This window comes from Herminiimonas sp. Marseille-P9896 (genome assembly GCF_903993245.1).
In the GTDB taxonomy this organism is placed as follows: Bacteria; Pseudomonadota; Gammaproteobacteria; order Burkholderiales; family Burkholderiaceae_D; genus Oxalicibacterium; species Oxalicibacterium contaminans.
Map to the genome: position 1 here is coordinate 334,014 of NZ_CAJEVT010000003.1, position 13,057 is coordinate 347,070.

Consider the following 13,057-nt stretch of genomic DNA (forward strand, 5'->3'; position numbering starts at 1 on the left):
CAGCCATCAAAAAGCCCACTTCGCTCGCACAGAAGCAGACTGGTGCAGATAATCGCTGCGGCTTTCCGCGTCATAGCGCAAGCTGACTTCGGTGTCATTGTCTGTGCGATGGGTATAGCCGATACCGCCACGCAGCAGCCACGGAGTATGATCTATTCCATTGTTCAAAAAGCGACAAGCCGGGTGCGTGAGTGCGTACGGTGCGGCCAGGGACAGGGCCATACCGGTAGCGGCGCGGAGGACGTGCTTGACGGGTTGGGCCTTGCATGACGCATTCCTTGAATGGGGCCGCGAGCCGCGTTGCAGTGGCGGCTTTTTGATTTTTTGGATGGTTCCCCTGATGGCAGGAATGTTAAAAATAGTGAGAGGAAAAGTAAATAATGCAAATGCAGTAGACGGGATGCAGGTTGGCCGGTGTTTTTATGCATCGGATTGTGTCTTTGTCGATGTGGGCTGGTTAAATCGCGCATGTAGCTTGAATACAGGCATGCAAGCATGCGTGTGATTCCGTAAAATGCTTTCACTCAGCTATGTTCGATGCCGGATACGAATGGTGACGGAGAGTTTTTACAAGCTGATCAAGTGGCCCGTCACTTGCTTATGTTTAGCCATCTAAAGTTTCAAACCGATTACCTGATATGACGAACGACGCCGGGCAGAAATTGTTGAATGAGCATGAGATGCATACAGAAGTAAAAAGCAGCCCCCCGAAAAGCGATTACGGTGATCTGGTATTGGATGCAATTTGCGCGGTAGATGCAGACAGCAAATGCCTGTCGGTGAAAGGTGCGTGTGAACGCATCTTTGGTTATACGGCGGAAGAGATGGTCGGCAAGTACATGCTGGACCTGGTGCATCCGGAAGACAGGAACCGCACCGAGCAATCGATAGATCGCGTCATGGGTGGTTACCTGCAGCGATACTTTGAAAATCGCTACATCCGCAAGGATGGCAGCGTCGTCTACATCAGCTGGTCCGCTTCCTGGTCCGAAGAACATCAGGTCAGGATAGGCGTGGCACGGGATATCACTGACCGCAAGTTCGATCACGGCGAAGTGGTCGCACCGCAGCTCATTCCTGAATACACCAAGTACTGGCAATTATCCGCTTCGCCACGTCGCCTGATTTCACCGAACGGCATCAGTATTGCGCTGTCCGAACAGGATCACATAGTATTGCTGGCGCTGATGAGCGGCGGTGAATGCGTGACGCGCAGAAGCATAGTCGATGCGTTGGGTGAGGATTACATCGAGTATGACCAGCGCCGTCTGGATACCCAAATGAATCGCCTGCGCCGCAAAGTCGAAGAAGCATCCGGTCAATCCCTGCCTGTCAGTACCTTGCGCGCCATCGGTTATCGCTTTCACGAGCAAAGCAAAATTTGCGTTTAAGTTGTACCCTGCAGCCATCCGGCACGGTCCGCTCTCGTCATCTTCCCGTCATAAAACCACATCTGCCAACGGGTCTGCGCGACCCGGCATGGTGCAGTTCGCGCTCGTTTGTGTGCAGCGCGAGAAGTCGTCGCATTTTGCTCAGAGTTGCTCATGAAGTTTCTACCTGGAAATGTCTACACTCTTGCCATTCTTGGTGAACAGGGTAGTAAACATGGCCTCTTCCGTAACTGCAGCGCGCTTTTCGGTTTCTCGCATTCTCAAAAAAACCTTCACTCTTGCCAGTTTTTTGCTGGTAGCCAGTCTGGCGATTCAGCAATCAGCACACGCCAGTGATGCACCTAATATCAAACCGGCACTGAAAAAAATGTTGGGTGGCCTGGCGCTGGACGTCAAGGATGACCTGCAGAAAATGGTCAGTGACTTGAAAAAGACCAGCTGTGGTGGTGGCCTGAGTGGTTGCTACTCCACCAGCAAGGGTAAGGTTCAGCTGTATTTCTTCACCAGCAACAGTGCACAACAAACCTTCATCATCGTGGTCGACAAACAGATCTCGATGCCTAAGCTGTTTGGCAACAAGGTGCAGAACGTGATGGGGCAAACCTCGTTGCGTTCGCTGATGATTTCGATTTCAACTGCCGAGTTCGACCTGACCACGGCACGCATGCCGCCCGACCTGAAGAAGGTCGTCGACGAAAGCTATTTTGGTGTGAGCTCGCTGAACTTCGCGGCTGGTGCACAGATGGCAGCACGCGCGAACCTGGGTGGACCGATCAAGCTGACGATGGAATCGCTGGGCGTGCGTGCTGATCAGTTGACGATGCGTGCGGCGATCGTGATGCCTATCCCTATGGATATTTCCAGTGGTGCAGGTACCGGCATAGACGTTGCCAGTGAGATGGCAGATGGCGCGACCATGAAGCAGGCTGGCGCCAAAGCGGCCATGCCGGAAGCCTTCGTCGAGTTCCAGTTCGCGCCCGGCTCCCGACTGCCTATGCTGCTGCCGCCGGTCACGTTGACGGATGCAACCTTCTTCATTAATAACAGCCTGACTTTCGGTTACAAGGGTAATGCCCAGTTCCAGGGTGTAGGCGACAAGAAGATCCTGCTGCAATTCCAGACCCCATTGACACCGGAAGGTGCGATGGACTTCCTGGACTTCAATTTCCGCATGGCGACTCCGGCTTCGTTCACGATGGAAGATGCGGCACGCGTCATCGTTGCGATGGCATCGCCTGATGCGCGCCTTGCTAAATACGGCGGCGGCTTCATCCGTGGCGTTGGTTCGTTCAAGGAACCATTGCTGGCGATGGCCAAGCCTCTGGCCATGTTCAAGATGAAAAATCCGAACCCGCCGCCTGAATACAAATTCGGCGATGCGACCAAGCCATGGCCGGAGAATGACAAGTACTTCAACATTATCGTGCTGGGTCCATTGGCAGACGGCGGTCCCTACTACGCTTCGGGTGGTCAGGTTGCGGCCTTCGGCCAGACCCTGGGATGGACCGACGTGTCGGCAGGTGTCAATGGCTACTACAACGGAGCCGGTGCCGATGTATCGCTGCGACTGGGACCATTGGGCAAGGTACCGTTCCGCCTGTCGCAGGAAACCCGCATTGACATGAAACGTCAGGACATGGCTTTCAGAGGCAATCTGGCCGGGCAAAAAATCGGGATCGTGATGGGGCCGACCAAGATGAGCATCGAAGTGAATGCCAGCTGTATCAACCCGTTTGAAATCAAAACTTCACTTGAAATCAAACCGACCACCGATCTGGCGCAGATTTTTGATGCAGAAGGTGGCGTCAACGTCGATCCGTCGAAAATCACCGGTTGTATCGGCAAGGAACTGGAAGCTGCTTATCGCAAGATCGCGGGTGAGTACAAGAACCTGAGCGGCTACACGGCTGACATGGCGAATGCAGAATTGAAGAAAATCTCCGATGCTGCTTTGATCGCGACCAAGGCCGCTGAAGATGCCGCGAAAAAGGCCGCAGCAGAATCGCAGAAAGCAGCCGAAGACGCTGCCAAGGCATCGCAAAAAGCCGCTGAAGATGCAGCCAAGGCTGCACAGAAAGCAGCCGATGACGCACGTAAGCAATACGAGCAAACCAAAAATGCAGCCCGCGACGTTGCGAACAAGGCGACCAATGCTGCGAGTAATGCATTCCGTGACGCAGGGAATGCCTTCAAGCGTCTCGGCAAGAAAAAGAAACATAAGAAAGGCCCGGATCCGAAATTTGCTGCTTCTGTATTTGACTGGGACTACTACTACGATAAGTACCCGGACGTCGTGAATGCCAAAGTTGATCTGAAAGAACACTGGATGAACAATGGCTTTAACGAAGGTCGTCAGGGCAGCCCGGAATTTAGCGCCACTTACTACTGGAACCGTTACCTCGACGTGCAGGCTGCATGTCCGACACCGAGCAACAAATTGCAGTGTGCATTGCAGAACTGGCTGGATGAAGGCATTGCACTGGGTCGCCAGGGTAGTGCAGATGTCAGCATGCAGAGCTACCTGAATCGTTATTCAGATTTGCAAAATGCATTTGGCGTAGACAATTACGACGATGCACTTGACCATTGGATGAATTACGGTGAAGACGAGAATCGCAATGCCCGTCCTGATTCTGACTACGCAGGCCCGGTTGCAGGTCCACGCCGTGCCGGTGGTGGTGGCGGCGGCCAGTGGAGCGATGCCGCACAATGCCGTAATACATATGTAATCGGATTCAAGACCAGCTCAGGTAAACGTCTCGATGGCGTGCAATTCCTGTATGCGAATGGTCAGTGGGGTGGTGTGCATGGCAAGTTGAAGAATACACAGACCGTGATGCTGGCAGCTGGCGAATACATTACACGTGTGGACTACCGCAGCGGCGGAAGCATGGATGCCGTAACCTTTATCAGTAACCAGGGCAGAACCTTCGGCAGGTATGGTGGCACCGGTGGTGGGGCGAACTCCTACTCCGTTACCCCCGGACAAAAACTTGGTTGCATGGCCGGACGTTCCGGATCAGAGGTTGATCAACTCATCTTCTCTTCTACCGGGCCGCGCTAAAACCTGAAATGAATGGCCTCGGCACTCCGGGGCCATTCGTCGTTTACACCACATCAATTATTTTGTTTTACCAGGCTGTTTGATTGCATATGAAAAAAATCCATCACAAATCCGGTTTGCGCAAAATCTGCGCGGCCGTGGCTCTCGCACTCACGGTAATACCAGCAGTTGCCGCCACCGCACCAGCAAAATCTTTTGTGGACATGGTGCGCGAATTGCCATTGGTTCCGGCAGGCATGCAGGACACCGAGGTATTGGCCAAGGTCACTGCCACTGTTGATGCGATCAAGCAGATGGAACTGGGTAGAGCTAATCAGACCATCAATGAAGCCTTGCAGCTGGACCCGCGCAATTCCTATCTGCACTTCCTGAATGGTTTTGTCTATCACTTGCAAGCGCGCCAAGGTGATACGCAAAAGGGCGAGATGGCACTGGAAGGCTACCAGCAAGCCCTGCGCATCGATCCGAGCAACTGGATCGCACAGGAATTCCTCGGTCTCACCTATATGGATCTCAAGCAATTCGACCGTGCCAAGCTGGCTTTCTCGGATGTCTTGCTGATGACGCCGGAGAGTTCGGTATCTATCTACGGCTTGATGGTGGCGTCTTACCTGACTGGTGATGCGAAGACGGCTTGTGCGATGGCTGACCAGTTCCAGAAAACCTCAACTGAAAGCAATCGCCTGTTTGTGCGCTCCAGCATTTCGGTCTACGCCTCATGCGGCAACTTTGCCCAGGCGGAACAAATGCGCGATGCCTTGAGCAAGATAGACGGCGGTGGTCTGGAAGCAGAACGTGCGGATAGACGTTTGTCGCAGTGGAAGGCTTTTTACCTCAAGCAGGCACCAACGGTGGCGGCTGCCAAGAACCAGCCTGCGGCAGGCATGATCAAGGCAGGCTGGACGCCAAGCGCCTCGGACGAGCGTCCGCTGCAATTGGCACAAGCATTCAACGTACCGTCGCGACCTGCGCCGCGTCCTCCCAGCGATAATCCGACCGATGCGAATCCGGTAGGACCTGCAACGCCGGGGGCGACACCTCTAGGCGACGGCACGTCAGTCGAAGCTCCTGCAAATGCCGCAGGCGGGAGTGGAGGTAGTAGTGGCCCGCGCATGTTGTTGATCGACGTAGTGCTTTTGTCCACGCAAGAACTGATCACGACTTCCAAAGGCATCAACCTGCTGAGTGCGCTGACGCTACAACTGGGGTCGGCGACTAATAACGCGCCTGCGTATTCACGTGTCATCACTTCGAGTAGCACGACTGGCGGTGCATCCACAGTCATTACTCCGCCAACCGTCAGTACCGCTATCACGCGTGCAGTGAGCATACCGGCGCTGACCTATTCGCTGAATATCGCGAATGCAAACAGCTCGGTCAACGAAGTACTGGCCAGGCCTACGCTGGCTGCAATCGAAGGTTTGCCATCGGAATTTTTCTCAGGCACCAATCTGAGCGCGGGTGTGGTCTCGACCAGCTTCAATGGCGGCACCACCATCGTGCCATTGGATAAACGCTTTGGTATCAAGCTGGCGATTACGCCGGTGTTCCTGCAACAGGGACGGGTGCAAATGAAAGTTGAGGCGCAACGAACTGCGCTGAATGCGAGTTCAGATAATCCGCGCGTGGCCTACCAGATCGAAATCGGCGAGATTACCGCGAATGCCAATGTTGTGATGAATATGGGCGATACCCTGATCCTGAGCGGTTTGAGCGAGAAGTCGAGTTCGAATACACGCGACGGCGTACCTGGGCTACAGGATGTGCCAGGCCTGCAGTATCTGTTCTCGAACAAAAAGACCAATGACTTAATGCGCTCGGCCCTGATCCTGGTCACACCGAGATCGCCGATACAAGTCTCGGAGTCGCCGCAAGAGGGTGATTCGATGGCCAGTCGTATGAAGGCTTTACGCGAAAGATTTGGCTTCGCCAATAGCAGCGCAAATAATATCGATGCAGTCATGAATCAGCTGCAAACAAATGATTACTTCCGTGAATTCCGTCAGGGGGATGTATCGATAGAACGCTGGGATCGCATGCGCACTACCGGTGACCGCTTGCGTGAGGCTTTGGGCTTCCTCTATTACTGACGCGGGTGTATTGCTACCGGGGAAAATTGCAGATTAATACATAGATGGGCTGGATCGGTCTGCTGCCGCCTGGCCCTTCAGATAACAGGTAAGGCACTCCCGTGCCTTACAGCTGATGTTGGCATTGCGACCTTGTTTATGGATTCACGTACAAGGAAATCGCTGTGACGCCAATTACGAATATCGTAACGATGATTCTCCACTTGGTATTCATATCTTCTCCACAGGCATCATGGCGTGCCTCTTCGCCTTCAATAATTGAACCCGCAGTATACATGAGCCGTCCTCTAGCGCGGATTTTCCTCGGTATTGCACAACTAATATCTGTTTCAAAACGGAGGCATGTCCCTTGGGCATGCACGATTTTCGTCATATGGATATCGAAAAACATTCGTTGGTTTTCCCTTGGTAATTCGTAAGATGAGACATCCGGCAAACGTCATCAGATGCATAGCCGCAAGTTGTTCAATACCGAAAAACAAAGGACAAAAATGGCGACGCATGACCTGGCTTTACTCCCCCGCATAACGCCTTCCGCCGACCGAAAAATCTTCCGCCGTCGCGCCATCCTCAACCTGGGTCGGGATCACTACTCGCACGCCAGGACTATAGACATTTCACCGCATGACATGAGCATCATGGTGGAGTCGCCATTGTCGGTAGGGCACACCGCCAGTCTTGCGTTCAACATCACTGTGGATCAGCGTACCTTGCCGCTCGAGTTCAAGGGTCGGGTCAGTTATTGCGTGCTGGTTGGCACCGAGGGATTCAGGGTGGGATTTGAACTGGCGGCTGCGCGTGGTGATGAATCGCATAAGAAGCGTATCGCGCAGATTATGCAGACTTTGCCTTGCTGATGCTGCTGGCCTGCTACATAGTTTGATGTGAGAGCCGGTGTTTGCTTATACTTAAGTGACTTCGCAAGGAGCTAAGCTGTAGCGCTGATATTACTCACATCACATGGAGCAGGCATGAAATCGACAGAAACGAAATCACCATCTCATTACGAAACATATAAAGGCTGGAGTGTAGCGGTACAGGTATCCGCACATATGTCGCGTATCGATACCGAACGTAAAGAAGGCGCATACATTCCACGCATCATCGTGACCGAGCATATTGGTACTGACTTCAAGGACAAGGAAGTGCCGGATGGCCATTCCTACCCAACGCCTGAAGCTTGCATAGCGCAAGGCATACTGACTGCACGTGAGTATATCGATAGAAAAACAGAGAAGATCGCAGCCTGATTGCCGTTGATATCGATCAGATATAAAAATCGCAAATAGTCGGCTGTTGTGGCCATCATGCTGCATGGATGATTATTTGCGAAACAGATCGACATCTGTAAAGCTGTGTGGAGGGCATGAAGACGGCTTCATGTTTTCAGATTCCAGAAACACGAAAGGGTCTAGATTTTCATCTAGACCCTTGTGAATTCGTGGTAGGCCGTGCGGGATTCGAACCTGCGACCAACGGATTAAAAGTCCGCTGCTCTACCAGCTGAGCTAACGACCCGAAAGACAGCTATTATAGGAACGTTTATTACCCCTGTCAATCACATCTCTGCTTTTTCTCTAAGGTTTTTTCTATCCCGTGATTTGGCACGGGCATAGCCTGCACTTCCCTCTGTATTTCCCTCGGTCTGTAGCCACATGATGCCGGTCTTGCACTAGTGGCGCGGACTTATTGCGGGCAAAAAAAATCGCCCGACTGGCGGGCGAGGGGGCAATCGTTAAAACATATTTACTGGCGACTATAAGCAGATCGTCCCCTGTATATATGAGTGCTGATTATTTAAAGTTTGCCAGGCGTTCTTTTGCGGTTTGCGCGGCCGGAGCATTCGGAAATTTTGCGACCAGGGATTCCAAGGTTTTCTTGGCTGCCGAACGGTCTTTCAATTCCACTTGCGAACTGGCGATGTTGAGCAATGCGTCAGCAGCTTTTGGATTGTCCGGATATTTTTTCAACAGTGCCTGCTGCGCAGCGATCGCATTTTTGTAGTCACGTTGCGCATAGTAGGCATTGCCTATCCAGTACTGGGCCGAAGGTGCGTAGGCAGATTCAGGATAGCGTTGGATGAAGTCTGCAAACGAGGTGCCGGACTTTTTGTAGTCACCCGCTTTGAATAAGGCGAGGGCGTTGTCGTAGGCGCTCTGTTCTGATTGCCCGACCATCGCATCCTTGCCGTCAACTGCAACGACTTGCGGTTCCAGCTTGCGCAGGCGATTGTCGAGATCGACGTAGAAGTCTTTTTGTCTTTGCTGCAGGTTCTGCACTTCATTCGACAAGACTTCGATCTGGCCATTGAGGCGGGAGATTTCCTGCTTCAATGCGTCGTTCTGGTTGGAGAGCGTAAGCACTGCGGATGTTTCCGCTTTGCTTTGCTGGATACCGTCGACTTTGCTGCGCAGATCAATGATCGCTTTGCGAGCCTCATCGTCGCCGAACAACGCAGCATGCGCTGACAGCGACGCACAAGAAAATGCGGCCATCAAGGCCGCAATAAGAGTCTTTTTAATCATTGGCTAGCAAAGATTAATAAACGATATCGGCACGGCGGTTTTCTGCCCATGCTGCTTCGTCGCTACCCAGTGCTTTTGGTTTTTCTTTGCCCAGGGAGACAGCTTCCATTTGCGATTCAGGTACGCCTAACAGGGACAAGGACTTACGTACTGCTTCTGCACGTTTTTGGCCGAGTGCCAGGTTGTACTCTGCGCCGCCGCGATCATCGGTGTTACCTTGGATGATGATTTTGCGACCCTGGTTGCTCTTCAGGTATTTAGCGTGGTTTTCAACGACTTGCTGGAATTCCGGTTTGACGATGTAGCTGTCGAAGTCAAAGTAGATGCTGCGTTTTGCCAGTACACCTTGTGGGTCGTTCAATGGATCGCTGGATGCATTGACGGTACCAACCGAGCGTGGATCAGCTGTTGCGCTTGAGCCAGTACGATCTTCTACTGGTGCTTTGTCGTCCAGTTTGGTTGACGAGCAAGCTGCCATCAGCAGTGCACTTGATAAGATAAAAACGGATGTTAAGGCGCGCATGTTATTCCCCTGTTTGTGTAAGTTAAGCGTTGGGTGTTAAAAATCGATATGGTGTGCATTATTTCATAAACGGGCCCCATGTGGGCTCACGTATATCGCCTGCCTGCGTGGTCAGGCGTTGTTTTACCTGACCATCAACCGAAACCACTGCCAGGGTGCCGCGACGGCCGGACTCGGTTGCATACATCAAATATTTACCGTTAGGCGAAAAGCTCGGTGATTCGTCTTTGACGGTATCCGACAAGCGTTGTTCCTGACCATTGGTCAAATCCAGCAGAAATAGTTGGAATTTGCCTTCGCGACGCGAAATATAGGCCAAATATTTGCCATCTGGCGAAATACGCGGGCTGATGTTGTAGCTGCCGCTGAAGGTGACGCGACGCGCTTCACCACCATTTGCGCCCATTTTGTAGATTTGCGGGCCGCCGCTGCGGTCACTGGTGAAGTAGATGCTTTGACCGTCAGCCGAGAATTGCGGCTCGGTGTCGATGCCGTTCGAGTTGCTCAGGCGGCGCAGGCCGGTACCGTCGGCGTTGACGACGAAGACCTGGGTCAGGCCGTCACGCGAGAGTGCGACTGCCAGGCGATTGCCGTCCGGTGCCCACGATGGTGCCGAGTTGCTACCCTTGAAGTTGGCGGCGACGGTACGTTTGCGGCTCACCAGATCCTGGATGTAGACGACAGGTTTTTTGTTTTCAAATGAAACATAGGCAACTTTGGTGCCGTCTGGCGACCATGAAGGCGAGATGATAGGTTCATTCGAGCGCAGTGCGACCTGGGTGCCTTCACCGTCGGAGTCAGCGATTTCGAGGCGGAATTCCTTGGCCGATTTGGTGACGTAAGCAATGCGGGTGGCGAACGCGCCCTTGATGCCGGTCAGTTTTTCATAGACGTCGTCAGCTACTTTGTGTGCCGAGACGCGCAGGAATTGTGGTTGCGAGGCCAGCGCCAGTGATGACAGCTGTGTACCTTTGACGGTGTCGAACAGACGATAACGCACTTCAAAGCGACCATCGGCCAGGCGCGATACGCTGCCGACTACGATCGCATCCGCGCCACGGGATTTCCAGTCGGCAAGGTTGAGCTGCGAGTTTTCGGTCAGGACGCCACCGGTATCGATGATTTTGAAGAAGCCGCTGCGTTGCAGGTCAGCCTTGATGATGGCGCTGATTTGCTGCGGAGCAAGCGTTTCGTCACCGAAGGCTGCAATCGCGACCGGAATCTGGTTGGCGCCGACACCTGCAATTTCCACCCGTAATTGTGCATGGGCGAGGGTGGTAATGAAGAGGGCAATTACCGCGAATGAGCGTAAGAAAGTCGTCTTTATCATGGCTTACTGATCTTTCGGTTTGTGAACGACGATAAAGCGGCTCGGAACGGTGCCGGATTTATCGGGTGGGAAAGGTTGCGAACGTTCGATCGCGCGTTTGACGGCTTCATCGAAACCGCCGACGCCGGATGACTTGCGCAGACGCGGTTCACCGCGCAGCGAGCCGTCAGGCAGCAGTTCGACATCGAATTCGACAGCAGGATTCCCGCTTAAGTTGTCAGGTACGATAAATGTCGTGTTTTGACGGATCTTGGCACGAATTTTATCGGCATAGCCACTATCCGCACGGCCGCTGCCTTGCGATTTGGCTGCTTCGCCGGTACCGCCACTGCCGACGGCGCCAGTCAGGCGACGCATTTCGTCGGCACGTATCTTGTCGCGCACGGCGGCATCGGCTGCTTCCTGTTTGCGTTTTTTCTCAAGGTCAGCTTTTTGCTGTTGCTCGGCGGCTTTTTTATCGGCGGCCTGCTTATCCAGCTTTTGCTGTTTGTCCTGTTCAGCCTGTTGCTTGAGCTTTTTCTCTTTTTCTTCCTGCGCCAGTTTGTCCTTGCGCTCCTGCTCTTTGCGTTTCTTTTCGCGTTCGAGCGCGATGTCTACTTTCGGTGCAGGCGGTTCTATCGGCTCCGCTTTAGGCGTTTCCTTGATGATGGGCTTGGGTTCAGGTTTGGGTTGTGGCGTAGGCTCCGGTTCCGGCGGCAACGGTGCCGCTTCCTTTGCTTGCATGTCCCAGATCTCGGCTTGTACTGCGACCGGGGTTTCGCTTTGCCAGTCTATCCCTATCCAGAAAAACACCAGCAGCGCAGCATGCACCGCTGCCGCCAGCGTAATGGCGCGCCAGCGACCTGGTTCTTTCGGTACGGTGTACGGGGTGGTATCTGTCATAAAACTGCGGTTATAAAACTGGCTTCACTTGGTTGCCAGCCCAACTCGCTCTATCCCAAGTTTTTTGGCTTCCGAGATGGCTTGTATCACCTCGTCGTATTTGATGTTTTTATCGGCCGAAATCATGACTGGCAATTCCGGACGATCAGCGTGTATGGCTTGCAGTTTTTGCGCCAGTGCAGCGCGATTGGCGGCAGTCTCGGTTGCTGCCTTGCCGCTTTTGCTGCCCGCGATAGTCAGCGTGGCTGAGGTGTCCGGACGCAAGTCTATGCGTATGTATTCGGTCGGCGGCAAGGTCGATTTAGCTGCGTTCGGCAGATTGATGACGCCAGGATTGGTGAGCGGTGCCGCCACCATGAAGATCACCAGCAATACCAGCATGACGTCGATATACGGCACGACGTTGATTTCGGATTTGAACTTGCGGGAACGGCCGCCGCGCATGCTACCGGATGAGAATGACATCGCTGGCGTCCTTATCGGGTCTGGCGTTGCAGGATGTTCGAGAATTCTTCAACGAAGCTCTCGAAACGTATCGCCAGGCGATCGATATCGTGCGAGTAACGGTTGTAAGCAACCACGGCCGGGATCGCAGCGAACAGGCCGATTGCGGTTGCGATCAGTGCTTCGGCAATACCTGGTGCAACTGCAGCTAGGGTAGCTTGCTGTACGTTGGCGAGGCCACGGAACGCATTCATGATGCCCCATACAGTACCGAACAAACCGACGTAAGGTGACACCGAACCGACCGAGGCCAGGAAGGCGAGGTGAGATTCCAGTGCATCCATTTCACGCTGGTAAGCAGCACGCATGGCACGACGTGCACCGTCGAGGCGGGCATTGATGTGGAAAGCGTCGTTAGCACCCTTGGCTTTGTTGAATTCGCTCATGCCGGCTTCAAAGATGCGTTCCAGTGCTCCGGTCGAACCATTGTTTTTGCGACGGTTGGACGTGGCTTCGAGGTAGAGGGTGTTGAGGTCGCCACCGGACCAGAAGGCGCGTTCGAATTCTTCTGTTTGCAAACGCGCGTTTTTGATCGCGAACATTTTGCGGAAGATATAGGTCCAGCTCATGACCGACACGGCCAGCAAAAGCGCCATGACGAGCTGTACAAGAACCGAAGCGTTGGTGATGAGGTGGACGAAGGAAAGGTCTTGGGTGACGGTCATGGAAGTGTGATTTAGTCGAATTTGGTCAATTGTATGCGTATCTTGCTTGAGGCGGTGCGGTTTTGCCCTGCATTTGCCTTATG

General features: G+C 53.4%; 12 protein-coding genes and 1 tRNA gene. 5 read left to right on the forward strand and 8 right to left on the reverse strand.

Features of this window, described 5'->3' with window-relative positions; genetic code table 11:
- Positions 1–6 precede the first annotated feature (6 nt).
- Positions 7–222, reverse strand: coding sequence for a hypothetical protein (locus H7U06_RS11950; RefSeq protein WP_175626381.1), 216 nt, complete (start codon positions 220–222; stop codon positions 7–9).
- A 416-nt stretch (positions 223–638) separates the two neighbouring features.
- Between H7U06_RS11950 and H7U06_RS11955 the strand changes: the two genes are divergently transcribed.
- The 5 genes from H7U06_RS11955 (at position 639) to H7U06_RS11975 (ending at position 7,795) form a co-directional block, all read left to right on the forward strand.
- A complete protein-coding gene (locus tag H7U06_RS11955; protein ID WP_254873231.1) occupies positions 639–1,391 on the forward strand; it encodes a PAS domain S-box protein in 753 nt (250 codons plus the stop codon).
- Positions 1,392–1,605: 214 nt separating this feature from the next.
- Positions 1,606–4,455 (forward strand): lectin, encoded by a 2,850-nt coding sequence (locus tag H7U06_RS11960; RefSeq protein WP_175626382.1) that lies wholly within the window; start codon positions 1,606–1,608, stop codon positions 4,453–4,455.
- An 89-nt stretch (positions 4,456–4,544) separates the two neighbouring features.
- Entirely contained in the window at positions 4,545–6,545 is a 2,001-nt protein-coding gene (locus H7U06_RS11965) for a secretion protein (RefSeq protein ID WP_175626383.1), read from the forward strand.
- A gap of 491 nt (positions 6,546–7,036) precedes the next feature.
- A complete protein-coding gene (locus H7U06_RS11970; RefSeq protein WP_175626384.1) occupies positions 7,037–7,402 on the forward strand; it encodes a hypothetical protein in 366 nt (121 codons plus the stop codon).
- A gap of 114 nt (positions 7,403–7,516) precedes the next feature.
- Positions 7,517–7,795, forward strand: coding sequence for a hypothetical protein (locus H7U06_RS11975; protein WP_175626385.1), 279 nt, complete (start codon positions 7,517–7,519; stop codon positions 7,793–7,795).
- 192 nt (positions 7,796–7,987) lie between these two features.
- Here the strand turns inward: H7U06_RS11975 and H7U06_RS11980 are convergent.
- The 7 genes from H7U06_RS11980 to tolQ form a co-directional block, all read right to left on the reverse strand.
- Positions 7,988–8,063 (reverse strand) — tRNA-Lys (locus H7U06_RS11980).
- 275 nt (positions 8,064–8,338) lie between these two features.
- On the reverse strand, positions 8,339–9,070 hold the full coding sequence (ybgF, locus tag H7U06_RS11985) for a tol-pal system protein YbgF (protein WP_175626386.1): 732 nt from the start codon (positions 9,068–9,070) through the stop codon (positions 8,339–8,341).
- A gap of 13 nt (positions 9,071–9,083) precedes the next feature.
- Positions 9,084–9,593 carry a peptidoglycan-associated lipoprotein Pal gene (gene pal / locus H7U06_RS11990; protein ID WP_175626387.1) on the reverse strand — a complete coding sequence of 170 codons (510 nt, stop codon included), beginning with the start codon at positions 9,591–9,593 and terminating at the stop codon, positions 9,084–9,086.
- 58 nt (positions 9,594–9,651) lie between these two features.
- Positions 9,652–10,923, reverse strand: a complete 1,272-nt coding sequence (tolB, locus tag H7U06_RS11995) for a Tol-Pal system beta propeller repeat protein TolB (RefSeq protein WP_175626388.1) — start codon at positions 10,921–10,923, stop codon at positions 9,652–9,654.
- A gap of 3 nt (positions 10,924–10,926) precedes the next feature.
- Positions 10,927–11,805 carry a cell envelope integrity protein TolA gene (gene tolA, locus H7U06_RS12000; RefSeq protein ID WP_175626389.1) on the reverse strand — a complete coding sequence of 293 codons (879 nt, stop codon included), beginning with the start codon at positions 11,803–11,805 and terminating at the stop codon, positions 10,927–10,929.
- A 24-nt stretch (positions 11,806–11,829) separates the two neighbouring features.
- Positions 11,830–12,270, reverse strand: coding sequence for an ExbD/TolR family protein (locus H7U06_RS12005; protein ID WP_175626390.1), 441 nt, complete (start codon positions 12,268–12,270; stop codon positions 11,830–11,832).
- A gap of 11 nt (positions 12,271–12,281) precedes the next feature.
- Positions 12,282–12,974 (reverse strand): protein TolQ, encoded by a 693-nt coding sequence (tolQ, locus tag H7U06_RS12010; RefSeq protein ID WP_175626391.1) that lies wholly within the window; start codon positions 12,972–12,974, stop codon positions 12,282–12,284.
- Positions 12,975–13,057 lie beyond the last annotated feature (83 nt).

Bases quoted from the DNA above. Each gene is read 5' to 3' on its own strand.
- H7U06_RS11950 (WP_175626381.1), bottom strand. From the start codon at position 222: ATGGCCCTGTCCCTGGCCGCACCGTACGCACTCACGCACCCGGCTTGT.
- H7U06_RS11955 (WP_254873231.1), top strand. From the start codon at position 639: ATGACGAACGACGCCGGGCAGAAATTGTTGAATGAGCATGAGATGCAT.
- H7U06_RS11960 (WP_175626382.1), top strand. From the start codon at position 1,606: ATGGCCTCTTCCGTAACTGCAGCGCGCTTTTCGGTTTCTCGCATTCTC.
- H7U06_RS11965 (WP_175626383.1), top strand. From the start codon at position 4,545: ATGAAAAAAATCCATCACAAATCCGGTTTGCGCAAAATCTGCGCGGCC.
- H7U06_RS11970 (WP_175626384.1), top strand. From the start codon at position 7,037: ATGGCGACGCATGACCTGGCTTTACTCCCCCGCATAACGCCTTCCGCC.
- H7U06_RS11975 (WP_175626385.1), top strand. From the start codon at position 7,517: ATGAAATCGACAGAAACGAAATCACCATCTCATTACGAAACATATAAA.
- ybgF (WP_175626386.1), bottom strand. From the start codon at position 9,070: ATGATTAAAAAGACTCTTATTGCGGCCTTGATGGCCGCATTTTCTTGT.
- pal (WP_175626387.1), bottom strand. From the start codon at position 9,593: ATGCGCGCCTTAACATCCGTTTTTATCTTATCAAGTGCACTGCTGATG.
- tolB (WP_175626388.1), bottom strand. From the start codon at position 10,923: ATGATAAAGACGACTTTCTTACGCTCATTCGCGGTAATTGCCCTCTTC.
- tolA (WP_175626389.1), bottom strand. From the start codon at position 11,805: ATGACAGATACCACCCCGTACACCGTACCGAAAGAACCAGGTCGCTGG.
- H7U06_RS12005 (WP_175626390.1), bottom strand. From the start codon at position 12,270: ATGTCATTCTCATCCGGTAGCATGCGCGGCGGCCGTTCCCGCAAGTTC.
- tolQ (WP_175626391.1), bottom strand. From the start codon at position 12,974: ATGACCGTCACCCAAGACCTTTCCTTCGTCCACCTCATCACCAACGCT.